The sequence below is a fragment of the Roseovarius nubinhibens ISM genome, from assembly GCF_000152625.1.
In the GTDB taxonomy this organism is placed as follows: Bacteria; Pseudomonadota; Alphaproteobacteria; order Rhodobacterales; family Rhodobacteraceae; genus Roseovarius; species Roseovarius nubinhibens.
Genome location: NZ_CH724156.1, coordinates 312,960 through 333,928 on the forward strand (window position 1 = coordinate 312,960; position 20,969 = coordinate 333,928).

Sequence of the window (20,969 nt, forward strand, 5' to 3'; positions counted from 1 at the left end):
CCCCCTTACTGCGCCGCCGCCATGGTGGCATAGAAAAACGCATCGAAATTGCGCAACTGCTCCGGCTGGTCCGGCAGGTCCAGCACCCGGTTCACGATAAAGGGAACCTCCTGTTCGGTCAGCCCCCCATGGCTGCGCAGCGGCTCCTTGAGCGCGGCAAGGTCATGCCGCTCCTCGCTGGTGCCGATGCAGATATTCTCACCCGAGATCATCACGATATCGCCGATCCGGTCGCCCGGCAGATCAAACCGCCGCATCGCCTCGGCCTTGTCCACCACGAGGATCAGCTCCTCGCGCGCCGCCAGCCGCTCGATGATCGCGCCCAGGTCACAGCCCTCGGGCAGATAGGCCGTGGCAAAAGACCCCAGCGCCCCGTGATGCACCACGTAAGGGTCGGTGATTGGCAGGATCACCCGCGCCTCTCCCGCGCCGAGCCACTCATCGAGAAGGCTCTGCACATAGATCACATTGGGGCTGCCATCGGAATGATGCTTGGGCTTCATGCCATGATCCGCCGTCACCACGATCGCCGCACCGAGCGCGTCGAGCTCGGTGAGATAGCGGTCGAACATCTCATAGAAGGCCTTGGCCTCGGGCTGCTCGGGGGCGAACTTGTGCTGAATGTAATCGGTGGTGGTGAGATACATCACATCCGGCTGCCACTCTTTCAAAAGCTTGACGCCCGCGGCAAAGACGAACTCCGACAGATCGGCGGAATAGACCTCGGGCTGCGCCATGCCGAGCCAGCTGCTCGCCGCCGCCTGCCCATGTTCCGCTTCGGTGGTGCTGTCGGCCCGCTCGGCCGAGAAACATTTCGCCCGGCCCTCGTCGAATTTCAGACCCGCGCCCAACAGCGCCCGCAGCTTGTCCTTGGCGGTGACCACAGCCACCCGCGCGCCCGCGTCGTAAAAGGACTGAAACACCGTCGGCGCCCGCAGGAAACGCACATCATTCATCATCACCTCTTCACCGGTCTCCGGATCAATGAGGTAATTGCCGCAAATCCCATGCACCTTGGGCGGCTGCCCCGTCGCAATGCTGAGATTGTTGGGATTGGTAAAGCTCGGGATCACCGAATGCGCCAGCCGATCCGTGCCGGTCTCGCGCATCCGCTTGAGCGTCGGCATCAGCCCGTCCTCGATGGCCCGGTCCAGATACTCCGGCTCGCACCCGTCGAGACAGATGGCAATGGCAGGCACTTTCGGCGTCGCATAGACGCGGGCATTGGCCTCGACAGGGGTTTGAATGGTCATCGCTTTGTCCTTTTCCTCACGCGGCCAGCTTGGCGCGTTCTTCCAACGCGGCGGCAGGCGGGGCAGCGCTCGCCACGCCCATCTCCGCCAATGTTTCTTTCGCGGCACGCACCACCTGCCGCATCACATGCTCGTCCATCTGCCCGATACAGCCGATGCGAAAGCTCTCCACCACGGTGAGCTTGCCGGGATAGATGATAAACCCCTTGGCCTTCATCAGCTCGTAAAACCGGTCAAAGACGAATTTCTCATCCGCCGGACAGAAAAACGTGACGATGATCGGGCTGAGCCAGCGCTCGGCCAGAAGCGTCTCAAAGCCGAGCTCCCGCATCCCCTCGACCATCACATCGCGGTTGCGGGCATAGCGCGCGCCGCGCCCGGCGACACCGCCCTCCGCCTCATGCTGCCGCAGCGCCTCGAGAAAGGCCGCCACCACATGGGTCGGCGGCGTGAACCGCCACTGCCCGGTCTTTTCCATATGCGCCCATTGCGCCTCCACATCGAGGCTGAGCGAATGCGAATTGCCCGCCGCCCGCTGCAACGCCTCCTTGCGCGCGATGACAAAGCCGAACCCCGGCACGCCTTCGATACATTTATTGGCCGAGCTGACCATCGCCTCATAGCGGATCTCCCAGGGCCGCAGCCCCAGCGCCCCAAAGGCCGACATGCTGTCGATGAGCAATTCCCGCCCCGCCGCATAGGTCGCGGCCGAAATCTCTTCCACCGGGTTGAGAATGCCGGAACTTGTCTCGCAATGAATGGCGAGCACATGGGTGATCGCCGGGTCCGCCTCGAGGATCGCACTCACCTCGGCGCCGCGCGGCGGCAGGTAATCCCCCTTGTCGAGCAGATGAAAATCGCGCCCCAGATATTCCATCGTCTTCGCCGCCCGAAGCCCATAGGCCCCATTGGCCAGCACCAGAACCTTGCCATCGCGCGGCACGAAGGAGCCGAGCATCGCCTCGACGCAATAGCTGCCCGAGCCTTGGATCGGCACACAGTCGAACGCCTCCGACCCCGGCCCCAACAGCGCCAAGAGCCGCTTGCGCATCTCCGCCGTCATCGCGCGGAAATCGCCATCCCAACTGCCCCAATCGCGCATCATCGCCTCTTTCGTGGCATAGGAGGTGGTCAGCGGCCCGGGCGTGAGCAGATAGGGCTCGTTCAGGCGGGGCGGGTCAATCCGTGGTCCTTGCGTCATCTGCGGCTCTCCCAAAGGCGGCATCTGCCCCCTCTCATGCCCCAGCGCGAAATATATGTGAAATTCCTAATTCAGATGGTTATATAGGCTGAACCTATGGAACGCCTGCCATGCGCTACTCACAGCTCCGCGCCTTTCACCATGTCGCCCGCTTGGGCGGCTTTTCCCGCGCCGCCGAGGCGCTCCTGATCACCCAGCCCGCCATCTCCGAACAGGTGCGCAAGCTCGAGACCGATCACGACGTGCTGCTCTTTCACCGCGACCGCCGCAAGGTCCGGCTCACCCGCGCTGGCGAAGAGCTCTTTCGCATGACCAAGCAATTCTTCGAGACCGAACATCAGATCGGCGAATATCTCTCGGAATCCCGCGCCGCCATCGAGGGCGAGCTGCGCATCATCGCCGACGCCGCCCACCATATCACCGACGCGCTGAGCCGCTTTCGCAAACGCTACCCCGCCGTCCGCGTCACCCTGAGCGCTGGCAACACCGAGGACATCCTCGCCGCCCTGCGCAGCTATGACGCGGAAATCGGCGTCGTCGGCAGCCCGCCCCAAGGCAGCGACATGGACACGCTCGATCTCTCGACCACCGATATCGTGGCCTTCTGCGCCCGCGATTTCCTGCCCGACAGCACCACCACGCTGCGCTTTGACGCGCTCCGCGAGTTGCCGCTGATTTTCCGCGAACAGGGCTCGAAAACCCGCGCCAAACTGGTGGATGAGGCAACGCGCCGCAAACTGCGCCTGACCCCTGCCATCACCGCCGAGGGCCGCGAGGCGGTGCGCGAACTGGTGGCCTCCGGCGCCGGCATCGGCTTTGTCAGCAACGCGGAATACCGGCCCGACGACCGGCTCCGCCTGCTGCGCCTCACCGATGCCGACCTGACCATGACCGAGGTGATGGTGCACCTGACCCAGCGCCGCGACGTCAAGGTCATCCGCGCCTTCATGGAGATCATGCGCAGCGCGCCCGAGGCCGATACCCCCTAGCGGTTGTCCTCTTGGATAAGCTCGGCCGCCCGCTCGCCCACCATGATCGACGGCGCATTGGTGTTGGCGGTGGGGATGATCGGAAAGATCGACGCATCCGCCACCCGCAGCCCCCGGACCCCATGCACCCGCAGCCGCGTGTCGACCACCGCCTGATCCGGGTCGCGCCCCATCCGGCAGGTGCCGCTGGGGTGGAACACCGTCCAGCCGGTCGAACGCGCATAATCGAGAAGGGCGTCGTCATCCGCCAGCGCCTCGCCGGGGAAAAGCTCGGCCGAAATCACCTCGCGCATCGCCTTGCTCGCCGCGATCCGCCGCACCAGCTTGAGCCCCGCCACCATCAACTCGCAATCATGATCGGTGCTGAGATAGTTGGGATGGATCTCCGGCGCCGCCATCGGATCGGGGCTGGTGATTCCGAGATGCCCTTCGCTCGTCGGCCGGCACGGGTTGAACCCCATGAGAAACCCGGGAAACGGATCGGGCGCCATCAACGGCCGCTTGCCCACCGGCGCGCGGGTATAGGAGACCGGCGAGAAATAAAGCTGCACATCAGGCCGCCCGGTCCCCTCGCGCAGCCGCACAAAGCCGCCGCCCTGATTGACGCTGAGGCTGAGCGGCCCGCCGCGCGTCATCACATATTGCAGCCCGACCCGCGCCCGCCCGAGCCAGGGTCGCAGCACCTGGTTGAGCGTCGGCACCGTCGCCCGATAGAGATTGTCGGCCCCGAGATGATCCTGCAAATGCCGCCCAACCCGCGGCGCATGATGGTTGAGCTCGATCCCGAGGCTCGCCAGATGCCCGCCGTCGCCAATGCCCGAATGCTGCAAGATCGCCGGGCTCATCACCGCCCCGGCGGCGAGGATCACCTCGCGCCGCGCCCGCGCCACCCGCTCGACACCCTTCTGACGATAGACGACCCCGGTGGCCCGCCCCTCTTCGATCACCACCCGCAGCACATGCGCATGTTTCTCGAGCGCCACGTTGCGCCGCTTGGCCGCGCCGCGCAGGTAACATTGGTTGGTCGAGGCCCGGAACCCTTTGCGCGTGTTGATCTGATAGATCGACACGCCTTCCATGTCCTCGCCATTGTAATCGCTGTTGAACGGGATGCCCGCCTGCTGTGCGCCCTGCAGATACTGCTCACAGATCGGGTGCATCCGGTCTTCGATCCGCTCGACCGAGACCTTGCCGCCGCGTCCGCGCACCGGGCTGTCCTCGCCCTGCCAATCCTCGATCTTGCGGAACACCCGCGCCACCTCGTCCCAGCGCCATTCCGGCGCATCGGCCTGGGCCGCCCAATCGTCGTAATCCTCGCGATGCCCGCGCGCCCAGACCATCGCATTGATGGCGCTCGAGCCGCCGACAACCTTGCCGCGCGGCCAATAGCTCTGCCGCCCCTTGAGCCCCTCGATGGGCTGGGTGGTGAATTTCCAGTTGATGCGCTTGTCGTAGAACGCCTTGCCATAGCCGATGGGCATCCGGATCCACGGGCTGAGGTCATGCCCCCCGGCCTCCAGCACCAGAACCCGCGCCGTGCCATCCTCGCTCAGCCGATCCGCCAGCGGCGCGCCCGCCGATCCAGCCCCCACCACGATATAGTCGAATTCCATCTCTGCGCTGCCCATCCCTGTCGTGGCCCCCTTGTCATGGCCCCTGTCATGGCGATCCCCGTCGCCTGTCGTACCGCGCATCGTTAGGCAGGAGACGGGGGGCATTCAATCAAAGAAACGACGGTTAACGCGACGATTCTTGGCGCCAGGGCCTCAGAATCCATACTGTCGCTTTGCCGACGCAATACCGACGTCCTGCCGACAGGGCATTTTTGCGGCCCTTTCGCCCCTGTGACGGCTGGGTAAATAGGGCGCGCGCTGCCGGGAAAACGCTCACGGATTGTTACATCTTGCAAAATCGCGAGGGGTTGAACCTCTGACACAGGGATGTTACACGCAGCTGAGCGCGAAAATTATTGAACAAATTCAATAACTCGCAATCCCTTCCTCAGACATGCACATGCGTTCTGCCAGCCATGCATTCATTGCATGAATTTTTTTCCGATTTTTAATTGCGCGTTAAGAAAAAGTAGCTATGTGGGGCTCAGAACGTAACAGTGTCCGATTGGTCAACCCATCAGCTCAGGAGGCAAACATGACACGCGATGAACTGAACCGCGAACTTCGTATGCATAGTGCCACCTGGCAATCCGTGCTGGTGGTCTATGCCGGGATGGTCGGCGCACTGGTGCTCTCGGCGATGGCCATCGTCTAAGCCAACCGTCTAGGCACAGGACCGGGGCCCTCGCGCCCCTCCCCCGACATCAACACGCAGAACGGCGCAGGGTATCCCCCACGCCGTTTTCTCTTCTCTACATCCCCGAGGGGCTCTTCCCAAAGGAGGTCGCCATGACCCGTGACCAACTCATCCGCGAAATGCGCATCCACAGCGCCAGCTGGCAGGCCGTGGCCATCGTCTATGGCGCCATTGTCGCGACGCTTCTGCTGACCGCTTCGGCCATCGTCTGATCACACCCAACTGACTGACAGTAAACAGAAAAACGGGCACCCAACCGGGCGCCCGTCCTGTTGTCTTGCTGGCTGATCAGGTGATCTTGGCATCGTTCGGATCGATCTTCGCCGCCGCCGCATCGCCCACATTATCGACCCCGCGCTCTTCCAAGAGCGTGGTGAGCCAGTTCGGGTCCATCTCCGGCACCGAGCTGAGCAGAAGGTCGGTATAGGGATGGTGCGGCGGGGTGAACATCTCGTCCTTCGGCCCCTGTTCGATCACCTTGCCCTGCTGCATGACGATCACCTCATCGGCAATCGACCGCACTGTCGCAAGGTCATGGGTGATGAACATATAGGCAAGGTTGAGCTCGTTCTGCAGCCGGTCCAACAGCCGCAAGATCCCCTCCGCCACAAGCTGATCCAGCGCGCTGGTCACCTCGTCACAGACGATGAACGTCGGCTCCGCCGCCAGCGCCCGCGCAATGCCGATCCGCTGCTTCTGCCCCCCCGAGAGCTCGGGCGGGTAGCGGTTGTAGAACTTCGACGGATCAAGCTCGATCAGGTCGAGCAGCTCATCCACCCGGTTCTTGAGCTTGACCCCGGTCAGCCCCGAATAGAACTGCGCCGGCCGGCCAATGATCTCGCTGATTTTCACCTTGGGATTCAAGGCGGTATCAGCCATCTGATAGATCATCTGACATTGCCGGAGCTGGTCCCGGTTGCGCTGCCGATAGTCGGGCGGGAACGGCTCGCCACGGAACAGAACCTGCCCCTTTTGCGGCGGCAACAGCCCGGTGATCACCCGCGCCGTGGTCGATTTGCCGGACCCGGATTCCCCCACCACAGCGACCGTCATCCCCTCGTAAATGTCAAAGCTGACATCATCGAGAATCTTCGGGCCATTGGTATAGGCCGCATCGACATTCTGCACCGAAATCAAGGGTGTAGCATCCTTGGGCCGATGCCGCTGCGGGCTCTCGAAACTGCGCACCGCCCAGAGGGATTTGGTGTAATCCTCCTTCGGGTTCTTGAGCATCTCTTCGGTCGGCGCTTCCTCGACCTCATTGCCCTTGAGCAGCACCTTGATCGTGTCCGCCATCTGCGCCACGACCGCGAGGTCATGGGTGATATAGATCGCGGCGGTGTTGAACTGATCCACGATATCGCGGATCGCCGCCAACACCTCGATTTGGGTCGTCACGTCGAGCGCGGTGGTCGGCTCGTCAAAGATGATCAGATCCGGCCGGCACGACATGGCCATCGCCGTCATCGCCCGCTGCAACTGCCCGCCCGACACTTGGTGCGGATAGCGAAACCCGATCTCCTCGGGGTTCGGCAGACGCAGCCTGCGATAGAGATCAACCGCGTCTTCCTGCGCCTCCATCCGCTTCTTGATGCGGTATTGCAGCGGCGCTTCGGTGTGCTGATCGATGAGCTTATGCGCCGGGTTGAAAGACGCCGCCGCCGATTGCGCCACATAGGCGATGCGCGACCCGCGCAGCGCCCGCCGCTCGGATTCGGACGCGGTGGTAAGCTCCATCCCGTCGAACTCGATCTTCGAGCCCTCGACGATCCGCGTCCCGTCCCTTGCATAGCCCATGGCCGCCGCGCCGATGGTCGATTTGCCTGCGCCGGACTCGCCGATCAGGCCCATCACCTCGCCGCGGTGGAGGGTCAGGTCGACACCTTTGATGATGTCGACCCAGGTTTCATCCGAGTAGCCTTGGATCCGCAGATCCTTGATCTCGAGGAGGACTGATTTGTCTTGGCTCATGATTATTGCTCCTTCAGGCCCGAGGACCGGAACAGCATCCAGTCAACCACAAAGTTCACAGCCACGGTCAGCAACGCGATTGCCGCAGCAGGGATCAGCGGGGTGATCTCGCCAAACGAAATCAGCGTCGCATTCTCCTTCACCATCGAGCCCCAATCCGCCGTCGGCGGCTGGATACCGAGACCAAGGAAGCTCAGCCCCGAGATCAGCAGGAAGACGAAACAGAACTCGAGCCCGAACTCCGCCACCAGCGGCGCGGTCGAGTTGGGCAGGATCTCGCGACGGATGAGATACCAGCGCCGTTCACCACGAAGCCGCGCCGCCTCGATGTAATCCATCACCACCACGTTGCCAGCCACCGCCCGGGTAAGACGATAGACACGCGGCGAATAGATCACCGATACGACGAGGATCAGGATGATCTCGGACGAGTTGAAAATCGTCGACATCGCCATCGAGATCAGCACCACGATGCCCAGAACGATGGCGCCCTTGACGATCCAGCCCGCGAGATTCTCGGCAATCGTGGCGAGAACCAAGAGCCCCACCAACATGCCAAAGAACACCATCATCGCGGTGCCGAGAACGAAATCCGCCTGCCCGGCATTGCCGCCAAAGAGGTTGAGCCAGGCCGGGTTGGTCGGCAGCGAGCCAAAGATCGACACCATCAGCAGACCAAAGATCAGCGACGGGATCGACATGATCACATCCGCCGACCGGCCCATCGCCTGATCGAACCAACCGCCACGCACCGCCGCCAACAGACCGGCAAGCGCCCCGAGCGTAAAGGCGAGAACCGTCCCCACCAGCGCCAGCGAAATCGTGTTCCGCGCGCCATAGATCAGACGGCTGAACATGTCCCGGCCAAGCTGATCCGCGCCCAGAAGCATATTCTCATCCGCCGGGGCAAAGGCGCTCGAAATCACTTCGGCCTCGCCATGGGGCGCGATCATCGGCGCAAAGATCGCCGCGATCGCATAGGTGAAGATAACGAACATCCCGAACGCCGCCGTGAGCGGCGCAGTCCGCAATTCCTTGGCCATGTTGTCGCTGACAATCAGGATCAGGAACTCGCGGAACGCGTAGGAGATCATCGCCGACAGCGCCAGAAGCCCGGCACAGATCGCCACCCATTGCAACGCCCCCGCCCCGCCGATGATGCCCAGAACAAAGGACACCAGCGTCAGCGAAAACAGCAGCATGAAGGCTTGGCGATAGTTGAAATAGGCCGCCGCAGTCGAGCCCGCCAGAAGAAGGGTATAGAACCCGATGACAAAGATACTCATAATCAGGTCCTCCTTACTTCGGATGCCGCAGGCGCGGGTTGGTGAGAATAGAGCCAACGTCAGCCGCGAGGTTGAGCAGGATGAAGGTCGCCGCAAAGATCAGGCAGCAGGCCTGAACGATCGGGAAGTCCCGCTTGCTCACCGCATCCACCAGCGCCTGACCGATGCCCGGATAGACGAACACCACCTCGACCAGCACCACCCCGGTGATGAGATAGGCAAGGTTGAGCGCGATCACGTTGATGATCGGGGCCCAGGCATTGGGCAGCGCGTGTTTCACGATGACTTTCCAAGGCGGCGTGCCCTTGAGCCGCGCCATCTCGATATAGGGCGAGGCCAGCAGGTTGATGATCGCCGCACGCGTCATCCGCATCATATGCGCCACCACCACCAGAACCAGCGTCAAGGCCGGCAGGAAGGTCCGCTCGAGCAGCTCCAGGAATGTCATCCCGTCATTGATCGACGAGATGGCCGGGAACATGCCCCATTTCACCGCGAAATAGAGGATCAGGATATAGCCGAGAAAGAACTCGGGCGACGAGATGAAGGTCAGCGTCACGACGTTGGCCACCCGGTCAAAGATCGAGTTGCGCAGCAGCGCCACCACCACCCCGAGCGTGATCGCCACGGGCACCGCGATAACGGCCGCATAGGCCGCGAGGAACAAGGTCTTGGTAAAGCGGTCGCCGATGATCGCAGCGACGGAATTGCCGGTAACAATGGATTGGCCAAAGTCGAAGGTCAGCGCCCCCAGAAGCCAATCGAAATAGCGCACGATGGCAGGCTGATCGAGCCCCATCTCCTTGCGCAGCGCGGCCAGGTTTTCTTCGGTTGCGCCCTGTCCGAGCACGGCCTGTGCAATATCGCCCGGTAGCAGTTCGACCATGAAGAAAATGATGACCGAGATTACCAGCAAAATTACCAGACCGAGACCGAGCCGTTTGCCCACCAGTCTCAGAATGTCTCCCATGTGTCCCTCCTGTTGATTTTTATTTTTGCCTCCAGCTTTGGGAAAAGACCGGAGGTGGTCAATTGCGCATTTTGTGTCTGGACCGGGTAGTCGCTCTGCCGCGATCCGCGAGGTCCAGAGATGCGTCAGCCGCCCTGCCCCAACGGGCACAGCGGCTGAAAAGGCCCGGCACCTTCTGATGCCGGGCCCGATTGTTTAGCCGTCGAACCACCAACGGCTGGCATAGCGATAGCCGTCCATCTGCCAGGACGGTGCCAGCGCACCGGTATGTTTGACGTTCGACCGGCGGCCATAGATGAAGTTCGGGAAATACGGGATCACCGTACCGCCATCATCACGCGCCAGCATCGCCATCTCGTGATAGATCTCGCCACGCCGCGTATCGTCGAGCTCGGCCTTGCCTTCGAGCAGCAGTTCGTTGAACCGCTCATTCTGCCAATGGCTCTCGTTCCAGGCCGCGTCGGATTTATAGGCGAGGCTATACATCACATCCGGCGTTGGGCGCGCCCCCCAGGTGACCATGCACCAGGGCTTGTTGAGCCAGACATCCGACCAATAGCCATCATTGGGCTCGCGCACGACGTTGATCGTGATCCCCGCCGCCTTGGCCTGTTCCGAGTAGAGAACCGCCGCATCCACGGCCCCCGTGGTGATCGAATCCGCCGTCGACAGGTTGACGGTGAGCCCCTCTGCCCCGGCCTTCTTGAGAAGCGCCTTGGCCTGTTCGGGATCATATTCCCGCTGCGGGATATCCTCGGGCCAATAGGGCATCGCCGGCGAATGGTGGAAGTCATTGCCCACGGTCGCCGCGCCAAAGGTGATCTTCTCGACGAGCTCTTCGCGATTGATCGCCAGCTTGAGCGCGTTGCGCACGTCGACATTGTCGAACGGTGCCTGGTCACAGAACATCGGCATGGTGATCGCCTGCGCCGAGGCCACGTTGTCGACCTCGATATTGGGATCTCGCGACAAAAGCGCCAGCGTCTTGTTGTCGAGAAGGCTCGCCGTGTCGACGTCGCCGGTGACAAGCGCGGTCTGACGGGCGTTCGGATCGTTGATCACGAGGATCTGGATCTCGTCGAACCACGCACCCTCACCATGCCAGTCGTCATGCCGCACGAACCGGCCACCGACGCCGAACTCGAGCTCGGCCACCTTATAGGGGCCACAGCCGATGCCGGATTGCCATTCCACCGACCCGTCTTCCTTGGCGGGCAGGATAGCGAGGTGATAATCGGTCATCAGCCACGGCAGGTCGGCATTGCCGCCCGACAGTTTGAAAGTCACCGAATTGTCGCCATTGTCGGTCAGATCGACCACATCCGCCAAGAGCGCCTTGGCCGCCGAGGTCGTGTCATCGCCCCGGTGATGGTTCATCGAGGCCACCACATCCGCGCCGGTCACCTTGTTGCCATTGTGGAACGTGGCTTTTTCGTTGATCACAAAGGTCCATTCGGTCGCATCGGGCGAGGCCGACCATTCCTTGGCCACATCCGGGCCAAGCGTCCCATCGGGATTGATCATCGTCAGATAGGCGCGCACCGTATGGCCAAAGCCGATCTCGAAATTCGACTGGTACTGGCCGGGATCGTGCTGATCCGACGTGTTGCCATCATGCTGGGCCACGCGCAGCGTGCCGCCCCGCTTGGGGGCCGCCTGCGCCGATCCGGTCCAGAGCCCTGTCGCAGCCGAGGCGGTCATCCCGGCCGCCATCGAATAATGCATGAACGAGCGGCGCGAAATCCGGCCCTGGCGAGCCTCCTCCGCTAGACGCTTCATCAGCATGTCAGTCTCGGAATTTTTCATGGTCTCTCCCTGAGCTTATATTTTTTTATGATGCTGTCGCAGTGACCAACCGGGTTCGGATTGGTCCCCAAGCATAGAGTTTCGTGCAACATGGCCTATGTGGCGGCTTGAAAGCGACATATTGATAACAAAACACGAAACCTGCCGTACCGCCAGAGGATTTATGGAAGGTTTCGATCACATTATGGGGCGATTTTGCGCCAGAACACGTCTCTGAGCGTCAGCATGCGCCTCCGCGCGACGCCGAACCCCGGACCGGGGCCCCACGCCCCCGCCCGGTGCTGTTAGCGCCACCTCGCTGCGATTCTCTCTGGCGGTTTCCGGCCCTAGCCGCGTTTCGCCCGCAATTTCGCGAAGAAATCCAACCGCTTGCGCAGCTCCCGCTCAAATCCCCGCTCGACGGGGAAATAGGCGGCCATCCGGGGCATGTCCTCGGGGAAATAGTTCTGCCCCGAAAACCCGTCCTCCGCATCATGGTCATAGGCATAGCCCGCGCCATAGCCCTGCTCTTTCATGAGCTTGGTCGGCGCATTGCGGATATGTTTCGGCGGCGGCAGGCTTCCGGTGCGCCCCGCCTCGCGCATGGCTGTCTTATAAGCGACATAGGCGGCGTTGGATTTCGGCGCGAGCGCCAGATAGACCAAGGCCTGCGCCAGCGCCAATTCCCCCTCGGGACTGCCGAGCCGCTCATAGGTCTCCCAAGCCTGCAAACACTGCGCCTGCGCCTGCGGATCGGCAAGCCCGATATCCTCGACCGCCATCCGGGTGATCCGCCGCGCCAGATACCGCGGGTCCTCGCCCCCTTTGAGCATCCGCGCAAACCAGTAGAGCGCCGCATCCGGGTCCGAACCCCTCACCGATTTATGCAGCGCCGAGATGAGGTTGTAATGCTCCTCACCGTTCTTGTCATAGACGCTGGCGCGTTTCATCAACCGTTTCGACAGCGCCTCCGGGTCGAGCTTTTGCGCGCTTTTCCACGCCATGACCTGCTCCACCAGGTTCAACAGCGCCCGGCCATCGCCATCGGCCATGTCCAGCAGCACCTCGCGCGCCTCCCCGGTGAGCGGCAGCGCCCGGTCCATCATCTTCTCGGCCCGCTGCACCAGCCGCTCAAGATCGCGGTTCGCCAGCCGCTCAAGCACCAGCACCTGCGCCCGGCTGAGCAAAGCGGCGTTCAACTCAAAGCTCGGGTTCTCGGTCGTCGCCCCCACCAGAAGGATCGTGCCATCCTCCATATGCGGCAGGAACCCATCCTGCTGGGCCTTGTTGAACCTATGGATCTCATCGACGAACAACAGCGTGCCGCGCCCGTTGCCATGCCGCATCCGCGCCTCTTCGAACACTTTGCGCAGCTCCGGCACGCCGGTGAAGATCGCGCTGATCTGCACGAAATGAAGATCGGTCTCCGCCGCCAAGAGCCGCGCGATGGTGGTCTTGCCCACCCCCGGCGGCCCCCAAAGGATGAGCGAGCCGAGACTGCCGTTCTCCAGCATCACCCCAAGCGGCGCCTCGGGGCCGAGCACCTGCTCCTGCCCGATCACCTCGCCCAGAGACTGCGGCCGCATCAGATCGGCGAGCGGCCTCGGCCCCGGCTTGCCTGCAGGGGCCTGCCCCGCTGTGCTGTCAAAGAGATCCGCCATCCGCTCAGAGCCTGAAGCGCAGGACGACACGCCGCCCGCCACGCAGAATATCGAGGTTGAGCCGCCGACTCGCCCGGGCCAGCGCCTCTTCGGCCTCGGCCCCGGTGCTGACCCGCATATCATTCACCGCCCGCAGAATATCGCCCGGCCGCACCCCGAGCCTCGCCCCCAGCGGGCCGGGATCCTCGATGATCACCCCCTCGATCCCCATCGGCAGGCCAAACTCGGCCTGCACCGCCGGATTGATCGTCGACAGCGCCATGCCGGGCAGAACCGTCGCCTCCGACGTGGTGAGCGGCGCACGCGGCGGCACATCCGGCGCCTTGACCAAAGTGACCTCGCTTTGCGACATCTCGCCCTCAACCATCCCCTCGATGACCACCTTGGCCCCGGCCCCCGCCACCGCGAGATGATAGAGGATTTCCTCGGGCGTAAAGACCGGCGTGCCATCCACGGTGAGAATCACATCCCCCACCCCATAGCCCGCTTCGGTCAAGGGGCTCGCCGGGTGCAGCTCGGTCAGCGCCACGCCATAGGGCCCCTCGAGCCCGAGCGCCTCGGCCATATCCTGCGACACCGGCTGCCCGGTCGCCCCCATCCAAGGCCGCTCGAACCGCTCTTCGCCCGCCCGCGCCTGCGCCACGAACTGCGCCACCATATCCGCCGGGATCGCAAAGCCGATACCGTTCGACCCGCCCGACCGCGACAGGATCGAGGTGTTGATCCCGATGAGCCGCCCCGCCACATCGACCAGCGCTCCGCCCGAGTTGCCCGGGTTGATCGGCGCATCGGTCTGGATGAACAGCCCCCGGCCATTGCCAGTGGCCAGCCCCGACCGCGCCAGCCCCGACACGATGCCGCTGCTCACCGTCTGGCCCACGCCAAACGGGTTGCCGATGGCCAGCACCAATTCGCCGACCTCAACCGTGCCGCTCTCGCGCAGCTCCAGCGCCGGCAGATCCTCTGCGCCGTCGAGCTGCAGCACCGCCAGATCGCTATCCTCATCCGCCAGCAGAACATGCGCGCTATATTCCCGCCGGTCATTGAGAACCACGCGAATATCCGTCGACCCGCCGACCACGTGATGGTTCGACACCACGATCCCATCCGCCGACAGGATCACCCCGGAGCCGAGCGAGTTCTGCACCCGTGGCCGGCTCTGCCCGAAATCGCGAAACATCCGGCCAAAGAACGGATCATCCATGAACGGATTGCTGCGCGCCTCGACCACCCGGCGGGCATAGATATTGACCACGGCGGGGGCCGCCGATTTGACCACCGGCACAAAGCCGAGGCTGATCTCGGCCGGGCTCTGCGGCACCTGCATCTGATCCTGGGCCAGCGCCGCGCCAGCGGCGGGCAACATGGCAAAACACAATCCGGCAAGAAGATATCGCATCTGGGGCATCGTCCCTCACTGATGAACTGGTCTCAGTCATATGTCGCCGAGCCGCGCGAATGCAAGCCGCCGCGCCGGAACCGCCCCCTCTCCTGCCGCGTTGAGAGAGCAGAAGAAAGGAAGGTACCCCATGGCAGAACGTGCAAGATCCAAAGATGGCCGCCGCGAAACGGAGGCCTATACCGACGACGCCAAGACCCCCGGCCAACAGGGCCGCGCCGATGGCAATCTCGAACGCAAGGTCGGCACCCGCGACCTTCTCAAACAGGCGACCGACGACCGCCCCGGCGCCACCCGCGTCACCAAATCCGACGAAAAGGGCCAAGGCGGGCTTGGCGGTCACCACGGCACCGGCAACGACAAGAAAGAGGGCTAAGCACATGGCGAGACTGAAAAACAACACGATGGTCGTGGTCACCGACAGCGAAAAGGCGCTCTTCATCCGCAACCTGACCGATCACGAGAACCCGCATTTCGAAGTGACCGACGAAGAGCATCAAGAGAACCCGTCGGACATCGAACAATCCGCCAACCGCCCGGGCCGGATGCAGGACACTGGCGTCGGCCAGCGTTCGGCGCTGGATGACACCGACTGGCACGAGCTGGCCAAGGAACGCTTTGCCAAGGACCTGTCGGATATTCTCTACAAAGAGGCCCATAAAGGCGCGTTCGATCATCTGGTGATCGCCGCCGCGCCGCAGGTTCTCGGCGTGCTGCGTCAGGAAATGCACCAGGAAGTGCTCAACAAACTGGTCGCCGACATCCCCAAAAACCTGACCAACCACCCGATCGAAAAAATCGAAGAGATCATCAAAGCCGAACTCGACGGCGACTGATCCCTGCCCCACAAAACACGAAAAAAGCCGCCGGATCTCCCCGGCGGCTTTCCCTGACCTCAAGGAGGTCGAATGTCTTAGTCGTCGGCCAGAGCCACGTCTTCGGCGGCAACGCGGGCTTTGTCGCCTGCGCCTTTGGCATCGACATCACGCTCGACGAATTCGATGATCGCCATCGGGGCCATATCGCCATAGCGGAAGCCAGCTTTCAGAACGCGCACATAGCCGCCCTGACGCTCTTTGTAGCGGGGGCCGAGCACGTCGAAAAGCTTCGCGACATACTGGTCTTGCTTGAGCTGAGCGGCGGCCTGACGACGGGCGTGCAGATCGCCACGCTTGCCGAGCGTGATCAGCTTTTCCACGATGCGGCGCAGTTCTTTGGCCTTGGGCAGCGTGGTCTTGATTTGCTCATGTTCGATGAGCGAGCCTGCCATGTTCGCGAACAGCGCCTTGCGGTGTTCATGGGTGCGGTTCAGGCGGCGGTAACCTCTTGCGTGACGCATGGTTTAGTTCCTTCTGTTTTTGCTTTGTCCGGCGGTCTGATGCGTGTCAGCCGCTCTCCTGGGGGCGGGATTGCCCGGGGTATGCGACTGCGCCCAAAGGCGCAGCCGAATTCTTAAAAGGCGTCTTCGAACTTCTTCGCCAGATCTTCGATATTGTCGGGCGGCCAGTCCTCGACATCCATGCCGAGATGCAGACCCATGCCCGAGAGCACTTCCTTGATCTCGTTGAGCGACTTGCGGCCAAAGTTCGGCGTGCGCAGCATCTCTGCTTCGGTTTTCTGGATCAGATCCCCGATATAGACGATGTTGTCGTTCTTCAGGCAGTTGGCCGAGCGCACCGACAGTTCCAGCTCGTCCACTTTCTTGAGAAGCAGCGGGTTGAACTCGAGACCATCATCCTCGTCCTGACGGCCAGCGGCCTCGGGCTCGTCGAAGTTCACGAAGATCGACAGCTGATCCTGCAGGATACGCGCAGCAAAGGCCACGGCATCATCCGGCGTGATCGAGCCATCGGTTTCGATCTTCATGGTGAGCTTGTCATAGTCGAGAACCTGACCTTCACGGGTCGGCTGCACGTCATAGCTGACACGGCGCACGGGGCTGTAGATCGCATCGACCGGGATCATGCCGATCGGCGCGTCCTCGGGCTTGTTCTTGTCAGCCGCGACATAGCCTTTGCCGGTGTTGACCGTCAGTTCGACATAGAGATCGGCACCCTCGTCGAGGTGGCAGATCACGTGGTCGCGGTTCAGCACTTCGATGCCAGCGGTTTCCGAGATGTCGGCGGCGGTGACGACGCCCGGCCCTTTGGCCGAGATCGACAGGCGCTTGGGGCCTTCGACATCCATGCGCAGGGCAACGCCCTTGAGGTTCAGCACGATGTCGGTGACGTCTTCGCGGACACCGGCAACGCTGGAAAACTCATGCAGAACATTGTCGATCTGAACGCTGGTGATGGCGGCACCTTGCAGCGACGACAGGAGAACGCGGCGCAGCGCGTTGCCCAGCGTCAGGCCAAAGCCCCGCTCCAGCGGTTCCGCCACAACCGTCGCCTGACGCAGCGGGTCATTGCCCGGCTTGACGTCGAGCTGTGTCGGCTTGATCAGTTCTGCCCAATTCTTATGGATCATGCGTCCCTCCATTCCTGTTCCCGGCCCCATGTCCAAAGGCCGGAAACGCCCGAGGTTTCAAAATGACGGACTGGGGCCGTGCGAAAACACGCGGCCCCAGCCCAGAATAAATAGTTAGACCCGGCGGCGCTTCGGCGGGCGGCAGCCATTGTGGGCGATCGGCGTCACGTCACGGATCGACGTGATGTTGAAACCGACAGCGGCCAGGGCGCGCAGCGCGCTCTCACGGCCCGAACCCGGACCCTGCACTTCGACCTCAAGGGTCTTCATGCCATGTTCCTGTGCCTTCTTGCCCGCGTCTTCTGCGGCCATCTGTGCGGCATAGGGGGTCGACTTCCGCGAACCTTTGAAACCCATGGTGCCGGCCGACGACCAAGCGATCGCATTGCCTTGCACGTCCGAGATCAGGATCTTGGTGTTGTTGAACGAGCTGTTCACATGCGCCACACCAGTGGCGATATTCTTGGAAACCTTGCGCTTCCCGCGACGAGTATCACGTGCCATTGATCAAGCCCTCCCTTATTTCTTCTTACCGGCAATGGCCTTTGCGGGGCCTTTGCGGGTACGAGCGTTGGTGTGGGTACGCTGACCGCGAACCGGCAGGTTCCGGCGGTGGCGCAGGCCGCGATAGCAGCCGAGGTCCATCAGGCGCTTGACGTTCATCTGCGTTTCACGGCGCAGGTCGCCTTCCACCATGTAGTTGGCGTCGATATGTTCGCGAACGGCCAGAACTTCGGCATCCGAGAGTTCGTTGACGCGACGGGTCAGGTCGATGCCGACCGCTTCGCAGATGGCTTTGGCCGAAGTGTTGCCAATACCGGTGATATAAGTCAGGGCGATCGGGACCCGTTTATGGGTCGGGATGTTTACGCCGGCGATACGTGCCACGTGTCACTTTCCTTTTCGTTGCGGGTCCGTAGTACCAGACCCTTTTTTCACAACACAGGCCCGAAGCAGGACGCATCGGGCCGCAGCTGATCTAAGGTGGTCGATCCGTCTCGGGGGCGACCCGGTCAGAATCAGCATCTCATGAGAGATAGGGCTGGTTAGGGGGATTTGTCAGGGGCGTCAAGAGCTATAGCCGCCCAAGGCCGATCTGCGCGGTCCTCTGCCCCGCCGGACGATTATGCGACAGCAGCTCTTACCGGTCTCTACCAGTGTTTGCCGGCGCATCCCAGCCCTTCCAGCCCCAGCTGTCACAGTCGAAATAATACTCCGGCAGGCCGGTGCTCTCGCGGGACACCACATTGACCCGCGACCGTTCATTCACCGTGAGATTGAACCCGACCCGCCATTGCCGCGCCCCGTCATCGCACTCGGCCTCGAGATGGCGCACCACCCGCCCCGGCCGATAGCTCTGCGGCGCCCCGACCCAGACACAGCGCAGCGCGTGGCTGAAGATCCCCTCCGGTTCGAGCGTCACCAGATCCGCCAGCTCCTGCTCGCCATCACTGGCCTCGCAAAAGCCGGGGTTGTCGACCATCATCCCCGCCGCTGTGGGCGAGGCCAGCGCTACCCCCGTGAACACCAATAACCCCTTGGTCCAATCTCTCAAAGCCATCTCTCGCTCCGCATCACTGATCTCGTGACACCATCGAACCACGCCCCTGCCCCATGGGTCCAGCCCCACCAGAAAATAGCCACCCCCCAAAACGCAAAACACCCGAAGCGCGCGCTCCGGGTGCCTGCCATGTCTCGATCTTTTGGGATCGCCCGCGCCGGTTAGCCCAGCAGCGAGCCGATCGCGCCGCGCACCTCGTCGATGGCGCCCAGACCGTCCACCGATTTGAGCTGCCCCTTGGCATGGTAATAGCCAATGAGCGGCGCGGTCTTCTTGTAATATTCCATGAGCCGGATGCGTACGCTGTCGGCGTTGTCATCGGCGCGCACCGGCTTGCCGGCGGCGCGGGCCTCTTCAGCGCGGTTGACGATCCGCTTGACCAGCGTCTCGTCATCCACCTGCATCTCGATCACCGCATCGAGGCTCTCGCCCTTCTCGGCCAGCAGGCCCGCCAGCGCATCGGCCTGGGCCAGAGTGCGCGGGAACCCGTCGAAGATGAACCCGCCCTTGCGGTCCCCATCGAGCTTTTCGCGGATCAGGCCGATGACGATCTCGTCGGTGACGAGCTCGCCCCGCGCCATCACATCGGCGACGATCTTACCCATCTCGGTGCCGCTGTCCTTGGCCTCGCGCAGCATGTCGCCGGTCGACAGCTGAATCATGTCGCGCTCTTGCACGAGGAGTTGCGCTTGAGTGCCTTTGCCGGCACCCGGCGGTCCGAGAAGGATAATATTCATCGACGTTGTGTCCCTTTTCTACGCGAGCGACGCTTTCCCTTACCGCTCAACTGCGATTTTTCAATCAGCCCCTCATACTGGTGGGCCAGAAGATGCGACTGCACCTGCTGGATCGTATCCATAGTGACGGACACCACGATCAGAACCGACGTGCCGCCAAAATAGAACGGAATGGCGAGCTGTGAACGCAGAATCTCCGGAAGGAGACAAACTGCCGCAAGGTAGGCGGACCCAAGCACCAGGATACGCGTCACAACATACTCGAGATACTCCGCGGTCTTCTTGCCGGGACGGATACCGGGCACGAACCCGTTCTGATTCTTCAGATTGTCCGCCACGTCGTCGGTCTTGAAGGCCACGTTATAGGTATAGAAATACGCAAAGAAGACGATCATCAGCGCGAAGAAGATGAGGTAGAGCGGCTGCCCCGGCCCGAAATAGGCGAGGATCGTCGACATCACCGGGCTCGTCTGATTGCCCGAAAACGTGCTGATGGTCACCGGCAGCAGCAACAGCGAGCTGGCAAAGATCGCCGGGATCACGCCCGCCGGGTTGACCTTGACCGGCAGGTGCGAGCTGCCGCCGTCATAGACTTTCATCCCCACCTGACGGCGCGGATATTGAATGTGGATCTTGCGCAGCGCGCGCTCCATGAACACCACAAAGGCGATGGTCACCACCACCATGAGCATGACACCCACGATCACCGCAGGGCTCATCGCGCCCGACCGGCCACTGGCAAAGAACTGCGCCAGCGCGGCGGGAAGCTCGGCGATGATGCCGACAAAGATGATGAGCGAGATGCCGTTGCCGATGCCGCGTGCGGTGATCTGCTCGCCGATCCACATCAGGAACATCGTGCCGCCCACCAGCGTGATCATGCAAGACGCGATAAAGAACATGCCCGGATCGCTCGCCAGACCGCCCGACTGCAGGCTGACCGCGAGGCCATAGCTCTGCAAGGTCGCCAGCGCCACCGTGCCATAGCGGGTGTACTGGTTGATCTTCTTGCGGCCCTGCTCGCCCTCTTTCTTGAGCTGCTCGAGCGCCGGCACCATGGCCGTCATGAGCTGCACGATGATCGAGGCGCTGATATAGGGCATGATGCCGAGGGCAAAAATCCCCATCCGGCCGAGCGCGCCGCCGGTGAACATGCTCAGCATGCCGCCGATGCTGGCCGCTGCACCTTCCATGAATTCCCGAAGCTCTGCCCCATCGATTCCCGGCACCGGCACCCAGGTGCCCAGCCGATAGATGATCAACAGCCCAAGCGTGAAGAAGATACGTTTGCGAAGATCGGTTGCCTTGCCGAATGCGGACCAGCTGGTGTTGGCCGCCATTTGTTCTGCTGCGGATACCATTCAGGCGTCTCTTTCA

General features: G+C 62.4%; 19 protein-coding genes. 3 read left to right on the plus strand and 16 right to left on the minus strand.

From position 1 onward, the window contains the following. Positions 1–5 precede the first annotated feature (5 nt). Both phnA and ISM_RS01615 read right to left on the minus strand, forming a co-directional pair. On the minus strand, positions 6–1,253 hold the full coding sequence (phnA, locus tag ISM_RS01610) for a phosphonoacetate hydrolase (RefSeq protein ID WP_009812348.1): 1,248 nt from the start codon (positions 1,251–1,253) through the stop codon (positions 6–8). A gap of 16 nt (positions 1,254–1,269) precedes the next feature. Next, positions 1,270–2,454: a 2-aminoethylphosphonate--pyruvate transaminase gene (locus tag ISM_RS01615; RefSeq protein WP_040617761.1), complete on the minus strand. Its 1,185-nt coding sequence runs from the start codon at positions 2,452–2,454 to the stop codon at positions 1,270–1,272. A gap of 110 nt (positions 2,455–2,564) precedes the next feature. Between ISM_RS01615 and ISM_RS01620 the strand changes: the two genes are divergently transcribed. After that, on the plus strand, positions 2,565–3,443 hold the full coding sequence (locus ISM_RS01620; protein ID WP_009812350.1) for a LysR substrate-binding domain-containing protein: 879 nt from the start codon (positions 2,565–2,567) through the stop codon (positions 3,441–3,443). Here the strand turns inward: ISM_RS01620 and ISM_RS01625 are convergent. The 7 genes from ISM_RS01625 to ISM_RS01655 form a co-directional block, all read right to left on the minus strand. Next, a complete protein-coding gene (locus tag ISM_RS01625; RefSeq protein WP_009812351.1) occupies positions 3,440–5,071 on the minus strand; it encodes a GMC family oxidoreductase in 1,632 nt (543 codons plus the stop codon). The two genes, ISM_RS01620 and ISM_RS01625, sit on opposite strands and share 4 nt — an antisense overlap. Before the next feature lie 970 nt (positions 5,072–6,041). Next, positions 6,042–7,724, minus strand: coding sequence for an ABC transporter ATP-binding protein (locus ISM_RS01630; protein WP_009812354.1), 1,683 nt, complete (start codon positions 7,722–7,724; stop codon positions 6,042–6,044). Between the two features lie 2 nt (positions 7,725–7,726). Further along, a complete protein-coding gene (locus ISM_RS01635) occupies positions 7,727–9,010 on the minus strand; it encodes an ABC transporter permease (protein WP_009812355.1) in 1,284 nt (427 codons plus the stop codon). 13 nt (positions 9,011–9,023) lie between these two features. Continuing rightward, a complete protein-coding gene (locus tag ISM_RS01640; RefSeq protein WP_009812356.1) occupies positions 9,024–9,980 on the minus strand; it encodes an ABC transporter permease in 957 nt (318 codons plus the stop codon). 195 nt (positions 9,981–10,175) lie between these two features. Further along, on the minus strand, positions 10,176–11,786 hold the full coding sequence (locus ISM_RS01645; RefSeq protein WP_040617762.1) for an ABC transporter substrate-binding protein: 1,611 nt from the start codon (positions 11,784–11,786) through the stop codon (positions 10,176–10,178). 326 nt (positions 11,787–12,112) lie between these two features. Beyond that, positions 12,113–13,426, minus strand: coding sequence for a replication-associated recombination protein A (locus ISM_RS01650; protein WP_009812358.1), 1,314 nt, complete (start codon positions 13,424–13,426; stop codon positions 12,113–12,115). 4 nt (positions 13,427–13,430) lie between these two features. After that, a complete protein-coding gene (locus ISM_RS01655) occupies positions 13,431–14,825 on the minus strand; it encodes a trypsin-like peptidase domain-containing protein (RefSeq protein ID WP_040618240.1) in 1,395 nt (464 codons plus the stop codon). A gap of 130 nt (positions 14,826–14,955) precedes the next feature. Here ISM_RS01655 and ISM_RS01660 point away from each other — a divergent pair, with 130 nt between their 5' ends. Both ISM_RS01660 and ISM_RS01665 read left to right on the plus strand, forming a co-directional pair. Further along, positions 14,956–15,201, plus strand: a complete 246-nt coding sequence (locus ISM_RS01660; protein ID WP_009812360.1) for a hypothetical protein — start codon at positions 14,956–14,958, stop codon at positions 15,199–15,201. Positions 15,202–15,205: 4 nt separating this feature from the next. After that, positions 15,206–15,661 carry a host attachment family protein gene (locus ISM_RS01665; protein WP_009812361.1) on the plus strand — a complete coding sequence of 152 codons (456 nt, stop codon included), beginning with the start codon at positions 15,206–15,208 and terminating at the stop codon, positions 15,659–15,661. Between the two features lie 77 nt (positions 15,662–15,738). Here the strand turns inward: ISM_RS01665 and rplQ are convergent, their stop codons facing one another. From rplQ to secY, 7 genes are all read right to left on the minus strand, one after another. Further along, positions 15,739–16,164 carry a 50S ribosomal protein L17 gene (gene rplQ, locus ISM_RS01670; protein WP_009812362.1) on the minus strand — a complete coding sequence of 142 codons (426 nt, stop codon included), beginning with the start codon at positions 16,162–16,164 and terminating at the stop codon, positions 15,739–15,741. 113 nt (positions 16,165–16,277) lie between these two features. Then, a complete protein-coding gene (locus ISM_RS01675; RefSeq protein ID WP_009812363.1) occupies positions 16,278–17,294 on the minus strand; it encodes a DNA-directed RNA polymerase subunit alpha in 1,017 nt (338 codons plus the stop codon). Positions 17,295–17,408: 114 nt separating this feature from the next. Next, positions 17,409–17,798, minus strand: a complete 390-nt coding sequence (gene rpsK, locus ISM_RS01680) for a 30S ribosomal protein S11 (protein WP_009812364.1) — start codon at positions 17,796–17,798, stop codon at positions 17,409–17,411. A 15-nt stretch (positions 17,799–17,813) separates the two neighbouring features. Then, positions 17,814–18,182 (minus strand): 30S ribosomal protein S13, encoded by a 369-nt coding sequence (gene rpsM, locus ISM_RS01685; RefSeq protein WP_009812365.1) that lies wholly within the window; start codon positions 18,180–18,182, stop codon positions 17,814–17,816. 253 nt (positions 18,183–18,435) lie between these two features. Next, positions 18,436–18,855 (minus strand): hypothetical protein, encoded by a 420-nt coding sequence (locus ISM_RS01690; protein WP_156783287.1) that lies wholly within the window; start codon positions 18,853–18,855, stop codon positions 18,436–18,438. Positions 18,856–19,016: 161 nt separating this feature from the next. After that, the gene (locus ISM_RS01695; protein WP_009812367.1) at positions 19,017–19,592 is read right to left on the minus strand and encodes an adenylate kinase; all 576 of its coding nucleotides are present in this window, start codon (positions 19,590–19,592) and stop codon (positions 19,017–19,019) included. Beyond that, positions 19,589–20,953, minus strand: a complete 1,365-nt coding sequence (gene secY / locus ISM_RS01700) for a preprotein translocase subunit SecY (RefSeq protein WP_040617764.1) — start codon at positions 20,951–20,953, stop codon at positions 19,589–19,591. Before secY ends, ISM_RS01695 begins: the two co-directional genes overlap by 4 nt. Positions 20,954–20,969 lie beyond the last annotated feature (16 nt).

Excerpts from the sequence above, each read along its gene's own strand:
- ISM_RS01630 (WP_009812354.1), bottom strand. The coding sequence starts at position 7,724 with ATGAGCCAAGACAAATCAGTCCTCCTCGAGATCAAGGATCTGCGGATC.
- ISM_RS01650 (WP_009812358.1), bottom strand. The coding sequence starts at position 13,426 with ATGGCGGATCTCTTTGACAGCACAGCGGGGCAGGCCCCTGCAGGCAAG.
- ISM_RS01640 (WP_009812356.1), bottom strand. The coding sequence starts at position 9,980 with ATGGGAGACATTCTGAGACTGGTGGGCAAACGGCTCGGTCTCGGTCTG.
- rpsK (WP_009812364.1), bottom strand. The coding sequence starts at position 17,798 with ATGGCACGTGATACTCGTCGCGGGAAGCGCAAGGTTTCCAAGAATATC.
- ISM_RS01645 (WP_040617762.1), bottom strand. The coding sequence starts at position 11,786 with ATGAAAAATTCCGAGACTGACATGCTGATGAAGCGTCTAGCGGAGGAG.
- ISM_RS01635 (WP_009812355.1), bottom strand. The coding sequence starts at position 9,010 with ATGAGTATCTTTGTCATCGGGTTCTATACCCTTCTTCTGGCGGGCTCG.
- ISM_RS01665 (WP_009812361.1), top strand. The coding sequence starts at position 15,206 with ATGGCGAGACTGAAAAACAACACGATGGTCGTGGTCACCGACAGCGAA.
- ISM_RS01625 (WP_009812351.1), bottom strand. The coding sequence starts at position 5,071 with ATGGGCAGCGCAGAGATGGAATTCGACTATATCGTGGTGGGGGCTGGA.
- ISM_RS01615 (WP_040617761.1), bottom strand. The coding sequence starts at position 2,454 with ATGACGCAAGGACCACGGATTGACCCGCCCCGCCTGAACGAGCCCTAT.
- rplQ (WP_009812362.1), bottom strand. The coding sequence starts at position 16,164 with ATGCGTCACGCAAGAGGTTACCGCCGCCTGAACCGCACCCATGAACAC.
- ISM_RS01675 (WP_009812363.1), bottom strand. The coding sequence starts at position 17,294 with ATGATCCATAAGAATTGGGCAGAACTGATCAAGCCGACACAGCTCGAC.
- ISM_RS01620 (WP_009812350.1), top strand. The coding sequence starts at position 2,565 with ATGCGCTACTCACAGCTCCGCGCCTTTCACCATGTCGCCCGCTTGGGC.
- ISM_RS01660 (WP_009812360.1), top strand. The coding sequence starts at position 14,956 with ATGGCAGAACGTGCAAGATCCAAAGATGGCCGCCGCGAAACGGAGGCC.
- ISM_RS01695 (WP_009812367.1), bottom strand. The coding sequence starts at position 19,592 with ATGAATATTATCCTTCTCGGACCGCCGGGTGCCGGCAAAGGCACTCAA.
- ISM_RS01690 (WP_156783287.1), bottom strand. The coding sequence starts at position 18,855 with ATGGCTTTGAGAGATTGGACCAAGGGGTTATTGGTGTTCACGGGGGTA.
- ISM_RS01655 (WP_040618240.1), bottom strand. The coding sequence starts at position 14,825 with ATGCGATATCTTCTTGCCGGATTGTGTTTTGCCATGTTGCCCGCCGCT.
- secY (WP_040617764.1), bottom strand. The coding sequence starts at position 20,953 with ATGGTATCCGCAGCAGAACAAATGGCGGCCAACACCAGCTGGTCCGCA.
- phnA (WP_009812348.1), bottom strand. The coding sequence starts at position 1,253 with ATGACCATTCAAACCCCTGTCGAGGCCAATGCCCGCGTCTATGCGACG.